The sequence below is a fragment of the Pelobacter seleniigenes DSM 18267 genome (genome assembly GCF_000711225.1).
Taxonomy (GTDB): Bacteria; Desulfobacterota; Desulfuromonadia; order Desulfuromonadales; family Geopsychrobacteraceae; genus Seleniibacterium; species Seleniibacterium seleniigenes.
On the sequence record NZ_JOMG01000002.1, the window covers coordinates 2,297,226 to 2,313,609 of the forward strand.

The 16,384-nt window shown below is 57.9% G+C and carries 14 protein-coding genes; 8 read left to right on the forward strand and 6 right to left on the reverse strand.

Going from position 1 to position 16,384, the window contains the following annotated elements; translation table 11 throughout:
- Positions 1-9: 9 nt before the first annotated feature.
- From N909_RS24675 to N909_RS0113385, 5 genes are all read right to left on the reverse strand, one after another.
- Positions 10-816 carry an alpha/beta hydrolase gene (locus N909_RS24675; protein WP_051689749.1) on the reverse strand — a complete coding sequence of 269 codons (807 nt, stop codon included), beginning with the start codon at positions 814-816 and terminating at the stop codon, positions 10-12.
- Between the two features lie 63 nt (positions 817-879).
- Positions 880-1,662: an IclR family transcriptional regulator gene (locus tag N909_RS0113370; protein WP_029915902.1), complete on the reverse strand. Its 783-nt coding sequence runs from the start codon at positions 1,660-1,662 to the stop codon at positions 880-882.
- Between the two features lie 183 nt (positions 1,663-1,845).
- The gene (truD, locus tag N909_RS0113375) at positions 1,846-3,042 is read right to left on the reverse strand and encodes a tRNA pseudouridine(13) synthase TruD (protein WP_029915904.1); all 1,197 of its coding nucleotides are present in this window, start codon (positions 3,040-3,042) and stop codon (positions 1,846-1,848) included.
- A complete protein-coding gene (gene trmB / locus N909_RS0113380; protein WP_029915906.1) occupies positions 3,039-3,728 on the reverse strand; it encodes a tRNA (guanosine(46)-N7)-methyltransferase TrmB in 690 nt (229 codons plus the stop codon). Before trmB ends, truD begins: the two co-directional genes overlap by 4 nt.
- Positions 3,729-3,743: 15 nt before the next feature.
- Positions 3,744-4,061: a c-type cytochrome gene (locus tag N909_RS0113385; RefSeq protein ID WP_162179121.1), complete on the reverse strand. Its 318-nt coding sequence runs from the start codon at positions 4,059-4,061 to the stop codon at positions 3,744-3,746.
- Positions 4,062-4,339: 278 nt separating this feature from the next.
- On the opposite strand from N909_RS0113385, the gene N909_RS0113390 reads away from it, so the two are divergent.
- The 6 genes from N909_RS0113390 to N909_RS0113420 all read left to right on the forward strand — a co-directional run bounded on the left by N909_RS0113390 (position 4,340) and on the right by N909_RS0113420 (position 11,041).
- Positions 4,340-5,494 (forward strand): pyridoxal phosphate-dependent aminotransferase, encoded by a 1,155-nt coding sequence (locus tag N909_RS0113390; protein WP_029915910.1) that lies wholly within the window; start codon positions 4,340-4,342, stop codon positions 5,492-5,494.
- Between the two features lie 46 nt (positions 5,495-5,540).
- A complete protein-coding gene (gene aroF / locus N909_RS0113395; protein ID WP_029915912.1) occupies positions 5,541-6,554 on the forward strand; it encodes a 3-deoxy-7-phosphoheptulonate synthase in 1,014 nt (337 codons plus the stop codon).
- Between the two features lie 80 nt (positions 6,555-6,634).
- The gene (locus tag N909_RS0113400) at positions 6,635-6,895 is read left to right on the forward strand and encodes a DUF1653 domain-containing protein (protein ID WP_051689750.1); all 261 of its coding nucleotides are present in this window, start codon (positions 6,635-6,637) and stop codon (positions 6,893-6,895) included.
- A gap of 245 nt (positions 6,896-7,140) precedes the next feature.
- A complete protein-coding gene (locus tag N909_RS0113410) occupies positions 7,141-9,333 on the forward strand; it encodes a primosomal protein N' (RefSeq protein ID WP_051689751.1) in 2,193 nt (730 codons plus the stop codon).
- A 78-nt stretch (positions 9,334-9,411) separates the two neighbouring features.
- On the forward strand, positions 9,412-10,605 hold the full coding sequence (gene mltA, locus N909_RS0113415) for a murein transglycosylase A (protein ID WP_029915918.1): 1,194 nt from the start codon (positions 9,412-9,414) through the stop codon (positions 10,603-10,605).
- On the forward strand, positions 10,598-11,041 hold the full coding sequence (locus N909_RS0113420) for an NUDIX hydrolase (protein ID WP_029915920.1): 444 nt from the start codon (positions 10,598-10,600) through the stop codon (positions 11,039-11,041). The genes mltA and N909_RS0113420 overlap by 8 nt, the downstream gene beginning before the upstream one ends.
- Positions 11,042-11,161: 120 nt before the next feature.
- On the opposite strand, the gene N909_RS0113425 is transcribed toward N909_RS0113420, so the two are convergent.
- Entirely contained in the window at positions 11,162-12,559 is a 1,398-nt protein-coding gene (locus tag N909_RS0113425; RefSeq protein ID WP_029915922.1) for an FAD-binding oxidoreductase, read from the reverse strand.
- Between the two features lie 190 nt (positions 12,560-12,749).
- Between N909_RS0113425 and N909_RS0113430 the strand changes: the two genes are divergently transcribed.
- Positions 12,750-13,460 (forward strand): GntR family transcriptional regulator, encoded by a 711-nt coding sequence (locus tag N909_RS0113430; RefSeq protein ID WP_051689752.1) that lies wholly within the window; start codon positions 12,750-12,752, stop codon positions 13,458-13,460.
- A gap of 238 nt (positions 13,461-13,698) precedes the next feature.
- Entirely contained in the window at positions 13,699-16,383 is a 2,685-nt protein-coding gene (gene aceE / locus N909_RS0113435) for a pyruvate dehydrogenase (acetyl-transferring), homodimeric type (protein WP_029915926.1), read from the forward strand.
- Position 16,384 lies beyond the last annotated feature (1 nt).

Below are 16,384 nucleotides of genomic sequence, written 5' to 3' on the forward strand. Positions count from 1 at the left end.
CTTGCAGGCCTAAGTCGAACCGGGCGCAGGGCTATTGGCTAAAAAATCGCCACAGCGGGTCAGGACATCCTGCCGGCAGGGATTATCCGGACCGGTCAGGACATGGGGGACTTCATCCCCGTAGAGATGGATAGCTTTTTCCTTGCTGCCCAGGCGATTGAAAAGCTGCTGTGCCGTGCCCGGGGCAATCGTGGTATCGCCACTGGCGGCCAGGACCAGCGCCGGTGCTGTGATCAGCGGCAGGCGCGGCTTGAGGTGGCGAAGCAGGCGGCCGATCTGCATGATTCCCTGCAAAGGGCGCTGACGGTAGTAAAAGGGTTGTTCTGCAGCTGGAATCTCTTTGTTCTGATAGCGGACAAAAAATCTGAGCAGGCCGACATAAGGCGCCAGCCAGTGCTGTAGCCTTAGAAAAGGTGACAATAAGAGGATTTTTTCCAGCGGACGCTGTAGGGCCAGATCAAGGGCCAGCAATGCGCCGGTGCTCAGCCCGGCCGCACTGACCTTGAACCCCGCTGCAGCGAAAGCGTCAAAACCGCGCAACACCGTGGCGCGCCATTCCTGTAGCGGCCTGGTGGCCAGATCCTCCGGCGAGGTCCCGTGTCCCGGCAGACGGGGACCATAGACCGTGAAGCCACGCTGGTACAGAATTTCCCCCAACTCGCGCAGTTCCCGCGGGCTGGAGCTGAAGCCGTGGATCAGGATGACCGCGCGGCGATTGCTTTGCTCCGGGACGAGCAGGAACGGCCGATTCTCGAGGCGGGTCACGCCGTCACTGAGAGCCGTTGCTATTTCCTTGGCAAACCAATCGTTACTCATTATTTTGTCCAAACAGAAAAGGCCCCTCGTCGAGGGGCCTTTTCTGATCAAAATTCGCTTCGATCAGGCCGGAAATCCGAGCCGGGTCGAAAGTTCAGTCGCCGATTTCAAAACCAGCGGGACCAACTCGCTTTCAATGCGTTCGTTGCTGACCCGCATGGTCGGACCGGAAACGCTGATGGCACCGACGATCCGCCGGGTATAGTCGCGAATCGGTGCGGCGATGCAGCGAACGCCCAGGTCAAGCTCTTCATCATCCATGGCATAGCCGAGTTCGCGGACCTTGACCAGCGCTTCGCGCAGGGCCTCGGCGCTGGCGATGGTGGTCGGGGTGATCTGCTTGAACTTCATGTCGCTGAGCAGCTCATCCAGTTCTTCATCGGTCATATAGGCCATATGGACTTTGCCAGCGGCGGTGCAGTAGGCCGGGAGTCGTGAGCCGACACGGGATACCACCCGGACTGTCAGGTTGGTTTCGACGACATCCAGGTAGACAATGTAATTGTCTTTGTAAATGGCAACGTAGGATGTCTCGTTGCTCTCTTCGACCATCTGCTCAAGAATCGGCTTGGCTTGGCGCAACAGTCCCATCTGGCGGATGAAGGTCTGGCCAAGTTCCAGGGCTTTCAAGCCGAGGCGATAGTTTTCAGTCGCTTTGTTCTGTTCTATATACCCGCGCGATTCCAATGTGGCGAGCAGGCGGAAGACATTGTTTTTATGCAATTTGAGCCGTTTACTCAGCTCTGTAACGCCAAGCTCGTCGATGTCGCCGTGAAATTGTTCCAACAGGTCGAGGGCGTGCGAAACAGCCTGAATAATATACTCTGATTTATCTTTTTTCACCATGATCTCTGTTACCCTTCGTGGAGTTATTCTAATTCATATTATGACCGGTGATCATATCCTCGGTAGAAACGGCTGTCAAGCAGTATAGGCTATGATTTTAGTCGAAAATAACACTTTAGTCGAGAAATTATAGAATGATGTTTTATTATTGTCCAGCGAATGTTTCTGATACGCCGATGATTTTTAGTCAATGGTTTTGGTTACCTCGCGCAGGACGCTGGTTGCATAACTACCTTTTGGCAATGCAAAGCGGAGGATCAACGCCTGTTCGGAGCCTTTCTCAAGAGCCATCTCATAGAGTGGAATGCGGAGCGGTTTCCTTTCTCCGGGCATGCTCAGACCGCTCCCCAGGTTCCAGTCGGCCAGGGTCAGGCCAGAACCGGCAAGGAGTTCACTTTCCCACTGTCCCGGCACCCCTTCCGCCAGCATGACCTTGCCCCCGAACAGGGGAGCGGTCGGGCTGATTTCGAAACTGTCGCTGCGGGGTTGTTCTGCGGCGGCGTTGGGAACTCTGAAGCAGGCCCCGTTGACATGTTTGAAGGCGATATCTCCGTCCAGCAGCCGTTCCGGCTCATGCAGGCGCTGCTTCACCAGCTGATCAAAAAAATAAGACTGGGCCGCGGATAGAAGCAGCCGCAGCAGAGTTTTGGGAAATCTCTTAACCGCCTGCTGCGGGGTTTTGCCGGCCGCCAGCATGGTCAGCAGGCTGCGTTCGTCGGTCATGCGTTCGGGTAAATAGTTCAACGCTTCCGTCAGCTGCCCTGCCTGATAGGCTCGTGCAGCCGCCTGCCATTGTTGGTTCTGAATCTGTGCCGGATCTCCGATCAATTCGTCGCAGAACCCCAGCCAGTTGTGCTGCAGCAGCAACTGGCCAAGGCGGGCCGAGTTGCCGAGGATGCCATAGCGTTGCTCGCCGAAAAAGTTGGGCACACCCCGGCGCTGTAACTGCTCAAGGATCAGCCGGGCACGCTGGGCGGCATCCGGTACCGTTTCGCGCAGGGTGATGGTAAAGCGATTGCCGGCCAGATGGCCAAGGCGGAGTTTGTTGGTGTGCTGTCTGGCGCTGAGGATTTTGGCCTTATGCAGCACCAGTTTGTCCAGCCCGGCTCTGTTGGCCACCGGAATGGAGATCATCTGGCGGGTCAGGGCATTGGCATCCTTGAGCCCGGCGTAACCGATCTCGCGTTCACTGATATGCAGTGCGCGCTGCAGTTGCTGGATTAGTCCGCGGGTGCTGAGCCCGGCTTTCTCAATCCACAGATAAAGATGCTCGCCGCTTCCTGCGCAATCGTAAAGGGGTATTTCCTCAACCTGAAAATCTTCCGGCGTGACTTTATAGCGCCCCCCGGTGCCGGGTAATTCTTCAGTCAGCCAGGTCACGCGTTTTCCTCAACCCAGCGCATCCGAAAACCCTTGTCGAGTTGTGGCTTCGGAATCTGCAGGCCGGCCTCTTTGCGGTAGCGGCACAGGTAGATCGGTTGACCCTGGTCGAGAAAGCGCCGCATATATTTTGAGGTCGGATAATCTTCCAGGTCGTGGGAGTAAGGGGTGTCAGCCCGGGTGCTCAGGCGTGGATCCTGGCTCAGCAGGGTCCCGGCTGCTTCGCCGTAATCCTGGAAATCGGTGCAGAAGTTGAATTCGCCGCCATCGGTCAGGCAGTACAGGGCCAGATCGAGAAAAGAGCTGTTCAGCAGTCTTCTTTTCCGTTGGCGTTTTTTCGGCCAGGGATCGGGGCAATTGATATAGATGGCGGCCAGGCTGTTTTCGCCCAGGTACTGATACATCAGGTAGCGGGCTTCGATCCGCATCATCAGGATATTTTCCAGCCCGGCGGCCTCAATCCGGCTGCAGGTCTGACGACAACCCTGGTTGAAGATGTCGATGGCAATAAAGTTGCGCTCCGGGTGCCGGGCGGCGATCTGGACGATGAAGTCACCGATGCCGCAGCCGATCTCCAGGGCCAGCGGTTGGTCATTACCGAATAACGGCGCAAAACCGCCTGCTTTCTGCAACTGTATTTCCGGGATAAAAAAAGGCGAACTGATAAGGGTCATTCGTTGGGTCATGGACAAGATCTTTTTTTAATGGAGCTGGTAGAGGTATTCGCTGATAAGCTGCAGCTCGGCTTCGGAAAGAGAGCGGTAGCTTGGCATGAATCCCCGTTCAGTGGTTGTATGGTTAATGAGAAACGCTCTGATCTGGGATGCGGTCATCCTGCTGCCGATCTGGGTCAGGTCGGGAGCCAGTGAGCCGCCGGTATCTTGAATTGTATGACAGCCCCTGCAGCCCAGTGCCTGAATCAGCAGCACTGCGCGATCCTGTTCCTGGGCGGATTCAGCCGCCAGGGCAACGGAATGGAAAAGCATGAAGGCAAGGATTGCAATAACGGCTTTAAACATGATTTTCATCGGTTGATAAATTTTTATTCAGAATCTTCGGGCAACTTTAACCGCTCCTCGGCTGCAATGCAATCGATTCAGAGAAGAATCGTTGATTTATAAGGATAAAATTTAAAAATGCAACCATTATCGAGATGCGGACAACGTCTTTCCGGCTGCCAGGCCGGCGGCGAGTTCTCCCGGTGCGGTCGACTCTTGCCCCTCACCGGCAAAATAGTTGCAATCCGCAGGGGCGACGATTAAGCTGAATGCGCACTGAATCAGGAGGATTTCATTATATGCAGATACCAATATCCAGGCGCGCGCAGACGGTCGAACCCTTTCTGGCTATGGAGGTCATGGAGCGGGCCAAAGAACTAGAAGCCACCGGGCGCGATATCATCTATCTTTGTATCGGCGAACCCGATTTCAATACGCCTCCCGCAATTCTGGCCGCCACCGGTCAGGCGCTGGCCGAAGGAGCGACATCCTATACCCATTCCCTGGGCCTGCTGGAACTGCGCCAGGAGATCTGCCGTTATTACCGCGATCATTATGGCGTCGACATCGTCCCGGAGCAGGTGGTCGTCTCTTCAGGGACCAGTCCTCTGATGCTGTTTCTGTTCTCCGCCCTGCTCGATGAGGGGGACGAACTCATCCTCACCGATCCTGGCTATGCCTGCTACACCGGCTTTGTACGTTTTGCCGGTGGAATTCCGGTGTTGCTGCGGACTGCGGCCAAGGACGGTTTCCAGCCGCGCCCCGACCAGGTTCGCGAGCTGTTGACGGCAAAGACCCGCGGCCTGCTCATCAATTCACCGTCCAACCCGGCGGGGTCGGTATTGTCCGGGGCCGAGATGGCGGCCCTGGCGGAGTTGCCGGTGCCGATTATTTCCGATGAAATTTATCACGGTCTGACTTATGAGGGGGATGAGCGCAGCATTCTGGAGTTTACCGACGACGCCTTTGTGCTGGGGGGCTTTTCCAAAGCCTATGCCATGACCGGCTGGCGGCTCGGTTACCTGATTGCCCCCTTGTCCTGTATGCGCACTTTGCAGACCCTGCACCAGAACTTTATGATCTGCGCCAATCATTTTGTCCAACGCGCCGGCATTGCGGCTCTGCGTGAATGTCAGGACGATGTTGACGCCATGCGGGCGGTCTATGATCAGCGCCGGAAAGAATTGGTGACACGGCTGCGTGAGCTCGGCTTCGGAGTCCACTTTGAACCCAAGGGGGCGTTTTACGTCCTTGCCGATGCCCGGCATATTGACGGTGATTCGTTGCGGCTGGCCATGGATATTCTGGAAAAAACCGGCGTTGCCATTACCCCGGGAGTCGATTTCGGTGCCGGGGCTGAAGGTTTCCTGCGCTTTTCCTATACCCGGCCGCTGCCGGAAATTATCGAAGCCCTTGAGCGGATTGGAAAATACCTGGCGCAGCGGACCGGCTGACCACGGTTCGGCGGGCCGAACCCGGTAAAACAAAAGGAGCTAAGCGATGTTGATTGTCATGGATCACCATGCCGACCAGGAGCAGATTGAGCAGGTCATTGCAGCGGTTGAAGCCCTGGGTTTGACTGCGGAACCGATTCCGGGGAGTCTCCGGACCGCCATCGGAGTCCTCGGCAATCAGGGCTATGTCGATGATTCGACCATTCGCAACCTGCCCGGCGTCCGTGAGACCATTCATGTCAGTAAGCCCTACAAAATGGCGTCGCGCGATTTTCATCCGGAACCGTCAGTCATCGATGTGGCCGGGGTCTGTTTCGGCGGCGCCAACAAGCCGGTCATGATCGCGGGACCCTGTTCCATCGAAAGTGAGGAGCAGATGCTGCGGGCTGCCGAGCAGGTCAAAAAACATGGCGGGCAGATGCTGCGTGGCGGGGCCTTTAAGCCGCGAACCGGTCCCCACTCCTTTCAGGGACTCGGTCTTGAGGGGCTGCGTTATCTGCGCCAGGCGGGGCAAGCCTGCGACCTGCCGGTGGTCACCGAGGTCATGCGCATCGAACAGCTCGATACGGTCTGCCAATATGCTGACATGTTGCAGATCGGGGCGCGGAACATGCAGAACTTCGATCTGCTGAAAGAGGTCGGTCGGCTGCGGCATCCGGTTCTGCTCAAGCGCGGTATGAGCGCGACCATCGAGGAATTCCTGGCCGCGGCGGAATACATTCTCGCCGAAGGCAACCCGGCGGTGGTGCTCTGTGAACGCGGCATTCGCACCTTCGAAAAAATGACCCGCAATACTCTGGATCTCTCGGTCGTTCCACTGGTTAAGGAGCTGAGCCATCTGCCGATCATCGTCGATCCCAGTCATGCCACGGGCAAGCGAAGCCTGGTTTCGGTTATGACCAAAGCGGCCTTGGTTGCCGGGGCTCACGGCATCATGGTTGAAGTTCACCCCGATCCGGCCAAGGCCCTCTGTGACGGAGCCCAGAGTTTGTCCGGGGATGGTTTTGGAAAGCTGATGAGCGAGGTCGGGCAGCTGCTCGGCTTCCTCGGCTTTCGCTGATAGCGGGCCGCTCCCGGCTGGCAAAGATATATCATCAATATGACCGTTGACCCGCACGGTTTGCTGCAGGAACGTGACCTATGGCTGAACTAACACCAGGCAGATACAGACATTTCAAGGGCAGGGAGTACCAGGTTCTAGGCGTCGCCCGACATTCCGAAACCGAACAGGAGCTGGTCGTTTACCGGACCCTGTACGGGGATTTTTCCCTCTGGGTGAGACCTTTGGAGATGTTTCTGGAGCAGACGGAAAAAGACGGTGAGCTGGTCCCGCGCTTTGAACTGATCAGCGCCGCTGAGCCGGACTGTGCAGCGAGTGCAGCTGGCGACGGCAAAGGCTGATGTGTGTGCAGGGGCGCCGGTGTTCCGGTAAATGGCCCTTGCCGGGCGAAAGACCTGCCGGGTTGATCGGCATCCTTTTTGATAGGATGGCGTTTGTTCGGGTTGCGGATTCACTCTGTCAAGACAGATACCGGGAAGGGGTTTTTCGCTTGTTTTGTCCTGTTTTACGGTTTTTTGAGTGATTTCTTTGGCCCTGAATAAGGCCCAGGAAGAATGCTTTTTTCATATCATGAAAGTCTTTCATCGTGACCGACCTGATCGCCGATATCGCCATTAATGCCCCCTTGAAGCAGCTTTATTCCTACCGTGTTGACGCGGCTCATGGTGCACTGTTGCAGGTTGGTATGCGAGTCAGGGTGCCGTTTGGCCGGCGGACCACCATCGGTTTTGTGATCAAGCTGTCCCAAGGGGAAGGAAAGGGGCTTAAAGCGGTTAAAGAGCTGCTGGATGAAGAACCCTTGCTTCCCGCTGAGTTACTGAAACTGCTTCGCTGGGCCGCGGACTACTATTTTTTCCCCTTCGGGCAGGTCATTCGCAACGCTTTGCCGGGCGGACTCGGCAGCGAAAAATCAACCACCAGTATTTTAAGCGAGCCGGTCTATCGGGTCCAGGATGCGAGCATTGGGCTGCGCGGCGAGCGGCAGCGCAACCTGCGCGATTTTATCCTGACCGCAGAGTCAGCCTCCTTGAGCAAAATCAAGGAGCTGTTCCCGGAACCGCATGCGACCCTGAAGCGCCTTGTTGAGCTGGGCAGCCTGGCGGTTCACGAAGAGGAGCGATTGCGCGACCCGTTTTTGCGCGAGGAAATCCCGGCGGACAAACAGCCACAGCTCAATGCCGCCCAGCAGGAGGCGGTGGCGGCCATCACCGGGCAGCTGAATCAAGCCGCTTTTCATGGCTTTCTGCTTCATGGGGTGACCGGCAGCGGCAAAACCGAGGTCTATCTGCATACGGTCAGGCATTGCCTTGAGCAGGGTCGGCAGGCGCTGATCCTGGTTCCGGAAATCTCCTTGACGCCGCAGCTGGTGGCCCGCTTCCGGGCCCGCTTCGAGCAGCAGGGGAAGACCATTGTCGCCCTCCACAGCGGCATGTCGGCAGGGGAGCGCTATGATGCCTGGCGCCAGATCATGCGCCATCAAGTGCAGATCGTCATCGGCGCGCGGTCCGCGGTGTTTGCTCCGCTTGGCGACCTTGGCCTGATCATTGTTGATGAAGAGCATGATGCCAGCTATAAGCAGAGTGAGGGGTTTCGCTACAATGCCCGTGACCTGGCCCTGGTGCGGGGCCAGCAGCAGAATTGCCCGGTTGTCCTCGGCAGCGCAACCCCGTCCTTTGCCAGCTATTATCGCAGTGAGCAGGGGGCGTTAACGCGCCTGACCCTGGAGCGCCGAGTGCATGACGAGGCGTTGCCGGTGGTTACCCTGATCGATTTGAAAGAGGAAAAGAGCGATTTGGCTCTGGCACCGAGTCTGATTGAAGCCATTCAGCAGGCTCTTGAACAGCGGGAACAGGCCCTGGTGCTGTTGAACCGGCGGGGTTTCGCCCCGTTTCTGCTCTGCCCGGATTGTGGGAGCAGCTTTCACTGCCCCAACTGCGAAATCACCCTGACCTATCACAAAGGCGAAGGACGCCTACGCTGTCATTACTGTGACTATGTCGCGACCATCCCGGAAACCTGCCCGCACTGTCGCGGCATTAATCTGCAGCCGCAGGGGGCCGGCACCGAACGTCTGGAACAGGAGCTTGAGGAACTTTTCCCCGGCGCCCGGATTGCCCGCATGGACCGCGATACCACCGGTCGCAAGGGGGCGCACCGCAAGATCATTGGCGAGATGCTGGCTGGCAAGATCGATATTCTGGTCGGCACCCAGATGATCGCCAAGGGGCATGACTTCCCCGGGGTGGCCGTGGTGGGAGTGCTGGGGGCCGACAGTATCCTCAACTTTCCGGATTTCCGTTCGGCCGAGCGCAGCTTTGCCCTGCTCACCCAGGTTGCCGGACGGGCCGGGCGGGCCAAGGGCGGCGGGCGGGTTTTTATCCAGTCGTATCATCCGGAGCACTATGCCCTGGTCTGTGCTGCCGGCCAGGACTACGCGGATTTTTACCGGCAGGAATTGCCCTTCCGGCAGGAACTCGGCTACCCGCCTTGCGGCCATCTGGTCAACATGGTCTTCTCCGGGAACAATCTCGCCCAGGTCCGCGGGGTTGCGGAGCGGGTCGGCGAGGACCTGAGCCGGTTTGCCACAGCGGTGGACGTGCTCGGGCCAAGCCCCTGCGCACTTTCCCGGCTGCGTGGCAAGAGCCGGTTCCAGATCCTGCTGAAAGCGGCGGAGCGAGGACCGTTGCGGCAACTGTTGCTGCGCTTTGCGGAAAAACTCAATCAGTTGCCCAAACAGGTCGCTTTGGCGATTGATGTTGATCCGGTTGATATGTTGTAATCGGTAGGGCGTTTTTCGCCTGGTGCAGGCGGAATGATTTCAGCTGTTCGCAGCTTTCCATATAGCTTGAGTTCTATCATGAAAAAATTGATCCTTCTTAGCGTTGTGCTGGTTGTGTTGGCTGGTTGCCTGGGTCCGGAACCGGAGCAGGGCCCTGTCAGCGCCGAGTTCAGCCCGTTGCTTCCGGTGTCCTGGGAGCAGGTGCAGGGCTGGTCCTATGATCAGCCGGCTGCGGCTTTCGGGGCTTTTTTGAAAAGTTGCCGGGCGGTCGGCAAGCGCGCCCAATGGCAGCAGGTCTGTGCCGAAGCCGCCAGATTGGACCCGGTCACCGATGCCGAAGCGCGGACCTACTTCGAAACCTATTTCCAGCCTTATCAGGTGCAGAATGAAGACGGCAGCAGCGCCGGCCTGATCACCGGCTACTACGGCCCGGAACTGGCCGGCAGCCGGGTGCCGACCGAAGAATACCGCTATCCCATCTACCGCCAGCCTGACGATCTGCTGACCATCGACCTTTCGGCCGTTTATCCAGAGCTGGGCCGTTACCGGCTGCGCGGGCGGATTGAGGGGAACCGGGTGGTGCCCTATTTCGACCGCGATGAAATCGACAACGGGGTGAATCCGCTGGCCGGCCAGGAGCTGTTCTGGGTCAAGGACCCCGTCGACCTGTTTTTTCTGCACATCCAGGGCTCCGGGCGCATCCGTTTGCCTGACGGTGAGCGGGTGATGGTGAACTACGCCAATCAGAACGGCTATCCTTATCGCTCCATCGGGCGCCTGTTGCTTGATCGCGGCGAGATGACCAGCGACCAGATGTCGATGCAGAATATCCGTCGCTGGGTTGCAGAGAACCCCGCTGCCGGGAAGGAGCTGCTGGCCGAGAACCCCAGTTATGTTTTTTTTCGCGAACTTCCCGACAGTTATCAATACCCTCCGGGCGCCTTGGGGGTGTCCTTGACGCCACTCCGCAGTCTGGCCGTCGACCCGCACGTGATTCCGCTGGGAGCGCCGGTGTTTCTTGCCACCACTTTTCCGGGCACCGATTACCCACTGCAGCAGCTGATGGTCGCCCAGGATACCGGTGGCGCCATCAGCGGCCAGGTCAGGGCTGATTTTTTCTGGGGAATGGGGGATGATGCCGGCAAAGTCGCCGGGCAGATGAAGCAGCAGGGGCAACTCTGGGTTCTGCTGCCGAAAGAGGCTCCGCAGACCGAGCCGTTACAGAGTCGAACCGAGTCATCGTCGCAGCACAGGGAGACAGCAAGTGAGTGATGAACAACCCAGACATGTCCTGGTGGTCAGCTGCCTGATCCGCAATGAAGCGGAGCAACTGCTGCTGGTCAAACATCATATCCGTGGCTGGGAACTGCCCCAGGGGCGAGTCGAAGAAGGGGAAAAACTGATTTTCGCCCTCAGTCGGGAAACCCTGGAAGAAACCGGGGTCACCATCAGCCATGCCCGGCTGGCCGTGATCTGGTCCAAGATTTCCGCGCCGGCCGCCGTGATTTTCTGCTTTACGGCGCGCTATGCTTCGGGGGAACTGACTCCCAGCGAAGAAACCCCTGCTGTGGAGTGGTGCACGGTTGAGGAAGCGCGCCGCCGGATCTGCCATCCGGTCAACCGTGATCGCTTCCTGGCGCTCATGGAGCATGAAGGCGGGGTCCAGCTTCGCAGCTATCAGACCGGTCCGTATCGGGTCTTGAACTGACACTTCTCCCTCTCCTGGTGGCCCTCCCTGCTTTGTTCAAGAGCTGTTGGGCAGACGAGATGAAAGATGCACCGGCCGACCCGAATAATTCGGGCCGGCCGGTGCGGTATTGCAGGGTGGTTATTCTGCGCAGCTGAACACCTTGTCCGGGTTGAACCGGTTCGCTGGATCAAAGAGCCGTTTGATCTGCAACATCATGGCGTATTCCACGGGATCCTTATAGTGCTTCAGTTCGGCCGCTTTCAGCCGGCCGACGCCGTGCTCCGCCGCAATGGAGCCACCCATGCCGTGAACGATATCATGGACGATCCGGTTAAAGGCATGGTGCTGGGCGTTGAAGTCCGCAGCCGGCATGTCTTTGGGCTGGGTCAGGTTGAAATGGACATTGCCGTCGCCGGCATGCCCGTAGCCGCAGACAAACACACTGGGCAGATGGGCCAGCACCTGCCGGGTGGCCTCGACCATGAAGTCGGCCAGGCGGTTGAGGGGTAACGAAACATCATGCTTGATGGAAGCGCCGGCCGCGGTCTGGGCTTCGGAGATGGCATGGCGCACCGCCCACAGGGCACTGGCTTCCGCCGCGTTGGCAGCGCAACGGGCCGGGCAGTTCAACTCGCTCAACAGGTTTTGCAGCGGGGTCTGCAGATCCAGTCCCGGATCGGTGGCGTTCAGTTCGATGAGGCCGTACCAGGGATGGCGCTCGGGGAATGGCTCCAAGAGGGAACTGTCAAAGGCATGAACAAGGTCGATGGCGTTGCGTGGAATGATCTCGAAACCGGCCAGGTGATCGGCAAAGCGGTTGCGTACCGTGACGAACAGCTCCATCAGTTCATGAATGCCGGGAGCGGCAACCATGGCGGTGACCCTGACTTTTGGGTAAGGGAACAGCTTGAGAGTCGCCGCAGTAATCACTCCGAGGGTTCCTTCCGCACCTATGAACAGGTGCTTGAGGTCATAGCCGGCGTTGTCTTTGCGCAGGCCGCGCAGGCCACGCCAGATATCCCCCGAAGGTAACACCACTTCCAGTCCCAGGACCAGGTCACGGGTATTGCCGTAGCGGACCACGTTCAGTCCGCCGAGGTTGGTGGACAGGTTGCCGCCCAACTGGCACTCTTTTTCGGACGGGCAGCTCAGGGTGAACATGAGATCTTCGGCTTTGGCCGCCGCCTGCAGGTCGGCCATGATGCAGCCTGCTTCGGCGGTGATGGTGCCGTTGAGCGGATCGATTTCACGGATCTTGTTCATCCGCCCCATGTTGAGCAAAATTCCGCCGTCGGCGACGGCTCCGCCGCATAGCCCGGTATTGCCGGACTGGGGCGTAATGGTGACCTGATGCCTGGCGCAGCATTTAACAACTGCCGCCACCTCTTCGGCCGAGGTCGGTCGGACCACGGCGCAGCTGACGCCCTGATAAAGGCCACGATTCTCTTTAAGAAAGGGGGCTATCTCGGCACTCTCTAGTAACAGCCCCTCCGGGCCGAGCAAGGTTTTAAGTTCCTGGATAAATGCTTCACTCATGACTGGAAAACTCCTTTTGACGGGGGTGGAACAGATTCTTTCCGGCTAGGGGGGGGGACGAATGAAAAAGGCCAACCCTCTGATGCTCTGTTCCGATCTGGAAAACTAATATGTTAGATATGAAGACTTGTGTCAATCCGAAATTCGTACTACCGTATGGAAAAAAACCACACCTATGCCGAGGATCTCGATGAAAGCACTGAAACGCACTCAAAGCCTGACTGAGCGGGCTTATGCAACGTTGCGCAAAGCCATTATAAACGCCGACTTCATGTTGGGGGAGCCGCTCTCGGAAACCTTGCTGGCCGCGTCCCTCGGGATCAGCAAGTCTCCGGTGCGGGAGGCCCTGGCGCAGCTGAAAGCGGAGGGGCTGGTGACGATCATTCCGCAAAAGGGCACCTTCGTGTTCACCCTGACCCCGAAAGAGCTTATCGATCTCATCCAGATGCGCTATATCCTTGAGTCCGCCGCCCTGAGGCTGGCTTTTGAACGCTGTCACGCCGAGCTGGTCGGGCGGTTGCGGCAGACTCTGCAGGCCATGCAGAGGCATCTGGAGCATGATGAGCAGGATCTCTATCTGCAGTTGGACGCTGTCTTTCATGATGTCCCCTTCGAGCTCTGCGCCAACGACTACCTGCGTGATGCCCATCAGCGTCAGATCGCCGGCAAACAGGCGGCTTTGCGCCTGCGCAGCGCCAGACAGCCGAAACATACCGAGAAGACCTTTGCGCATCATCGCCGACTGGTGGAACTCCTGGAGCAGGGTGGGCTCGAGGAAGCGTTACAGCTGCTGGCCGCGCATTTTTCAACCTCGGAAAAATTCTATATTGACAACCTGAATAAAATGGCGGTCTCTACCGCCTCTTCCACCCGCAAGGCCAGGCTGCTGAAAGAGGGTTGAAATACCCCTGGCGGCGACCGGCGGAGCGCGTCGCGGCACGTTCCCAGTTTGTTGCTACAGCGAAAACACCCAAAGAATACAGGATATTGTGTGAACTGGACCGGTGGATTTTTTTTCTGGATGAGGGGCGTTTTTTTCTCCCCGGTTCATGTCTTGTTGGAAAAAGTTGTGTATTATTGAAACTCGGCACCGATGAATCAGTGTTGATTCAGCTCGAACCTCAAAGGAGTTTTGATATATGACCGACAAGAACGAGCGAAAAACAGCAGAGTTTATTGAAATTGAGAATCAGGAGTGGCGGGAATCGCTGGACTATGTCCTCAAAGAGCAGGGCCCAGAACGGGTCAGACAGCTCCTTCGCCAGTTGCAGGTGCGCGCCCAGGAACAGGGGGTCAGTATCCCCTTTACCGCCAATACTCCCTATATCAATACCATCCCGGCCAGCCAACAGCCGGTGTTCCCCGGCAACCGCGAAATTGAGCGGCGCATCAAATCGATCATCCGCTGGAACGCCATGGCCATGGTAGTGCGGGCCAACCGCGAATCCTCCGGGATCGGTGGGCACATTTCGACCTTTGCTTCGGTCGCGACTCTCTGGGAGATCGGTTTCAACCACTTCTGGCGCGGCCGCACCGACGATTTTCTCGGTGATATGGTCTATTTCCAGGGGCATGCCGCTCCCGGCGTCTATTCCCGAGCCTATCTGGAGGGGCGGTTGTCCGAACAGGATCTGGAACATTTTCGCCGCGAACTGGGTCCCCACGGGGGACTGTCGTCCTATCCCCATCCGTTTCTGATGCCGAACTTCTGGGAATTCCCGACCGTTTCCATGGGACTGACGGCGATTACCGCGATTTATCAGGCCCGCTTTAATCACTATCTGGTCGATCGGGGGTTGCGGAAACGGAGCGGCCGCAAGGTCTGGGCCATGCTTGGCGACGGGGAGATGGATGAGCCGGAATCTCTCGGCGCTATTACTCTGGCGTCCAGGGAAAAACTGGATAACCTGATCTTTGTCGTCAACTGCAACCTGCAGCGTCTTGACGGGCCGGTGCGCGGCAACGGCAAGGTGGTGCAGGAGCTGGAGGCTGCTTTCCGCGGGGCGGGCTGGAACGTTATCAAGGTGCTCTGGAGCGGTGACTGGGATCCGTTGCTGGATGCCGATGAGAAAGGCCTGCTGGTCAAGCGGATGGATGAGGTCCTGGACGGCGAGATGCAGCGTTATACGCCCAATAACGGCGCCCATATCCGCAAGGACTTTTTCGGCAAAGACCCGGAACTGCTGGAGATGGTCAAACAATACAGCGACGAACGCCTCGGTGCCCTCAAGCGCGGCGGGCATGATCCGGTCAAGGTCTATGCCGCCTTCAAAGCCGCCTATGAACACAAAGGCTCACCGACGGTGATCCTGGCCCAGACCATCAAGGGCTACGGCCTCGGCGAAGCCGGCGAAGGGAAAAATATCACCCACTCCCAGAAGAAACTGAACGAGGAAGAACTGAAAGAATTCCGGACCCGTTTCAATATCCCCATCAGCGATGACGATATCGCCAAGGCCCCCTTTTACAAGCCTGACGAAGACAGTCCTGAAATCCGCTATTTGAAAGAACGGCGTCAAGCTTTGGGCGGGTCGCTGCCGCGGCGGTTCGATGGCAGCCGCCCCATGGCCTGCCAGACCGACTGGCTGGTGCAGGAATACCTCGGTGGTTCCGGTGACCGGGAACTGGCGACGACTATGGCCTTTGTCCACCTGCTCGCCAAACTGCTCAAGGATGACGAAGTGGGCAAGCTGATCGTCCCCATCGTCCCGGATGAAGCCCGGACTTTCGGTATGGAGTCGTTGTTCCGCCAGGCCGGTATCTACAGCCATGCCGGACAATTGTACGAGCCGGTCGACAAGAGCAGCCTGCTCTATTACAACGAACGGAAAACCGGTGCGATCCTCGAAGAAGGCCTCAGCGAAGCGGGCTCCATGGCCAGCTTCATTGCCGCCGGCACCGCCTATTCCAACAACCAGGTGCAGACCATTCCGTTTTATGCCTTTTATTCCATGTTTGGCTTCCAGCGGGTCGGCGATCTGATCTGGCAGGCCTGCGACTGCCGTGCCCGCGGCTTCCTGGTCGGCGCGACCGCCGGACGCACCACCCTGGCCGGAGAAGGGCTGCAGCATCAGGACGGGCACAGTCATGTCCTGGCCCTGGCCCCGACCAAGATCAAAGCCTACGATCCGGCTTTCGCTTTTGAACTGGCGCTGATCGTTCAGGAAGGGCTCAACCGGATGTACTGTCACCAGGAAGACCTGATCTATTACCTGACTGTGACCAACGAGACTTACCGGATGCCGGCGATGCCCAAGGATAAAGATGTCAAGGAAGGCGTTCTGAAAGGGATGTATCGCTTCAGTAAAGGCAAGCAGAAAAAAGGCCAGCCCAAGGTTCATCTCCTCGGCAGCGGTTCCATCCTTAACGAGGCGATTGAAGCCCAGCAGTTGCTGGCAGAGAAGTTTGCGATCAGTGCTGATGTCTGGAGTGTGACCAGCTATAAGGAGATCTATCAGAATGCTGTTGAAGCCGAGCGCTGGAACCTGCTGCACCCGCAGGAAACGCCGCGCAAGCCTTACCTGCAGCAATTGCTGGAGAAAGAGGAGGGAATCTTCATTGCTGCGTCGGATTACATGAAAGTGTTGCCCGCGTCCATTGCCCAATGGCTGCCCGGCCCGCTGCATTGTCTGGGCACCGACGGCTTCGGCCGCAGCGACGGACGCAAAGAACTGCGCGATTTCTTTGAAGTCGATGCCCGTTATATCGCCACGGCGGCACTCTACCAGCTGGCCCGGGCAGGGCAGGGCTCGCAGGATGACGTTGCCCGGGCGATCAAAGAGTTTGCGATTAATCCAGAAAAATTGAACCCGCATCAGGACTAGA

Coding starts and splice junctions, on each gene's coding strand:
- N909_RS24675 (WP_051689749.1), bottom strand. CDS start 816: ATGAGTAACGATTGGTTTGCCAAGGAAATAGCAACGGCTCTCAGTGAC.
- N909_RS0113370 (WP_029915902.1), bottom strand. CDS start 1,662: ATGGTGAAAAAAGATAAATCAGAGTATATTATTCAGGCTGTTTCGCAC.
- trmB (WP_029915906.1), bottom strand. CDS start 3,728: ATGACCCAACGAATGACCCTTATCAGTTCGCCTTTTTTTATCCCGGAA.
- N909_RS0113385 (WP_162179121.1), bottom strand. CDS start 4,061: ATGTTTAAAGCCGTTATTGCAATCCTTGCCTTCATGCTTTTCCATTCC.
- N909_RS0113390 (WP_029915910.1), top strand. CDS start 4,340: ATGCAGATACCAATATCCAGGCGCGCGCAGACGGTCGAACCCTTTCTG.
- aroF (WP_029915912.1), top strand. CDS start 5,541: ATGTTGATTGTCATGGATCACCATGCCGACCAGGAGCAGATTGAGCAG.
- N909_RS0113400 (WP_051689750.1), top strand. CDS start 6,635: ATGGCTGAACTAACACCAGGCAGATACAGACATTTCAAGGGCAGGGAG.
- mltA (WP_029915918.1), top strand. CDS start 9,412: ATGAAAAAATTGATCCTTCTTAGCGTTGTGCTGGTTGTGTTGGCTGGT.
- N909_RS0113425 (WP_029915922.1), bottom strand. CDS start 12,559: ATGAGTGAAGCATTTATCCAGGAACTTAAAACCTTGCTCGGCCCGGAG.
- N909_RS0113430 (WP_051689752.1), top strand. CDS start 12,750: ATGAAAGCACTGAAACGCACTCAAAGCCTGACTGAGCGGGCTTATGCA.
- aceE (WP_029915926.1), top strand. CDS start 13,699: ATGACCGACAAGAACGAGCGAAAAACAGCAGAGTTTATTGAAATTGAG.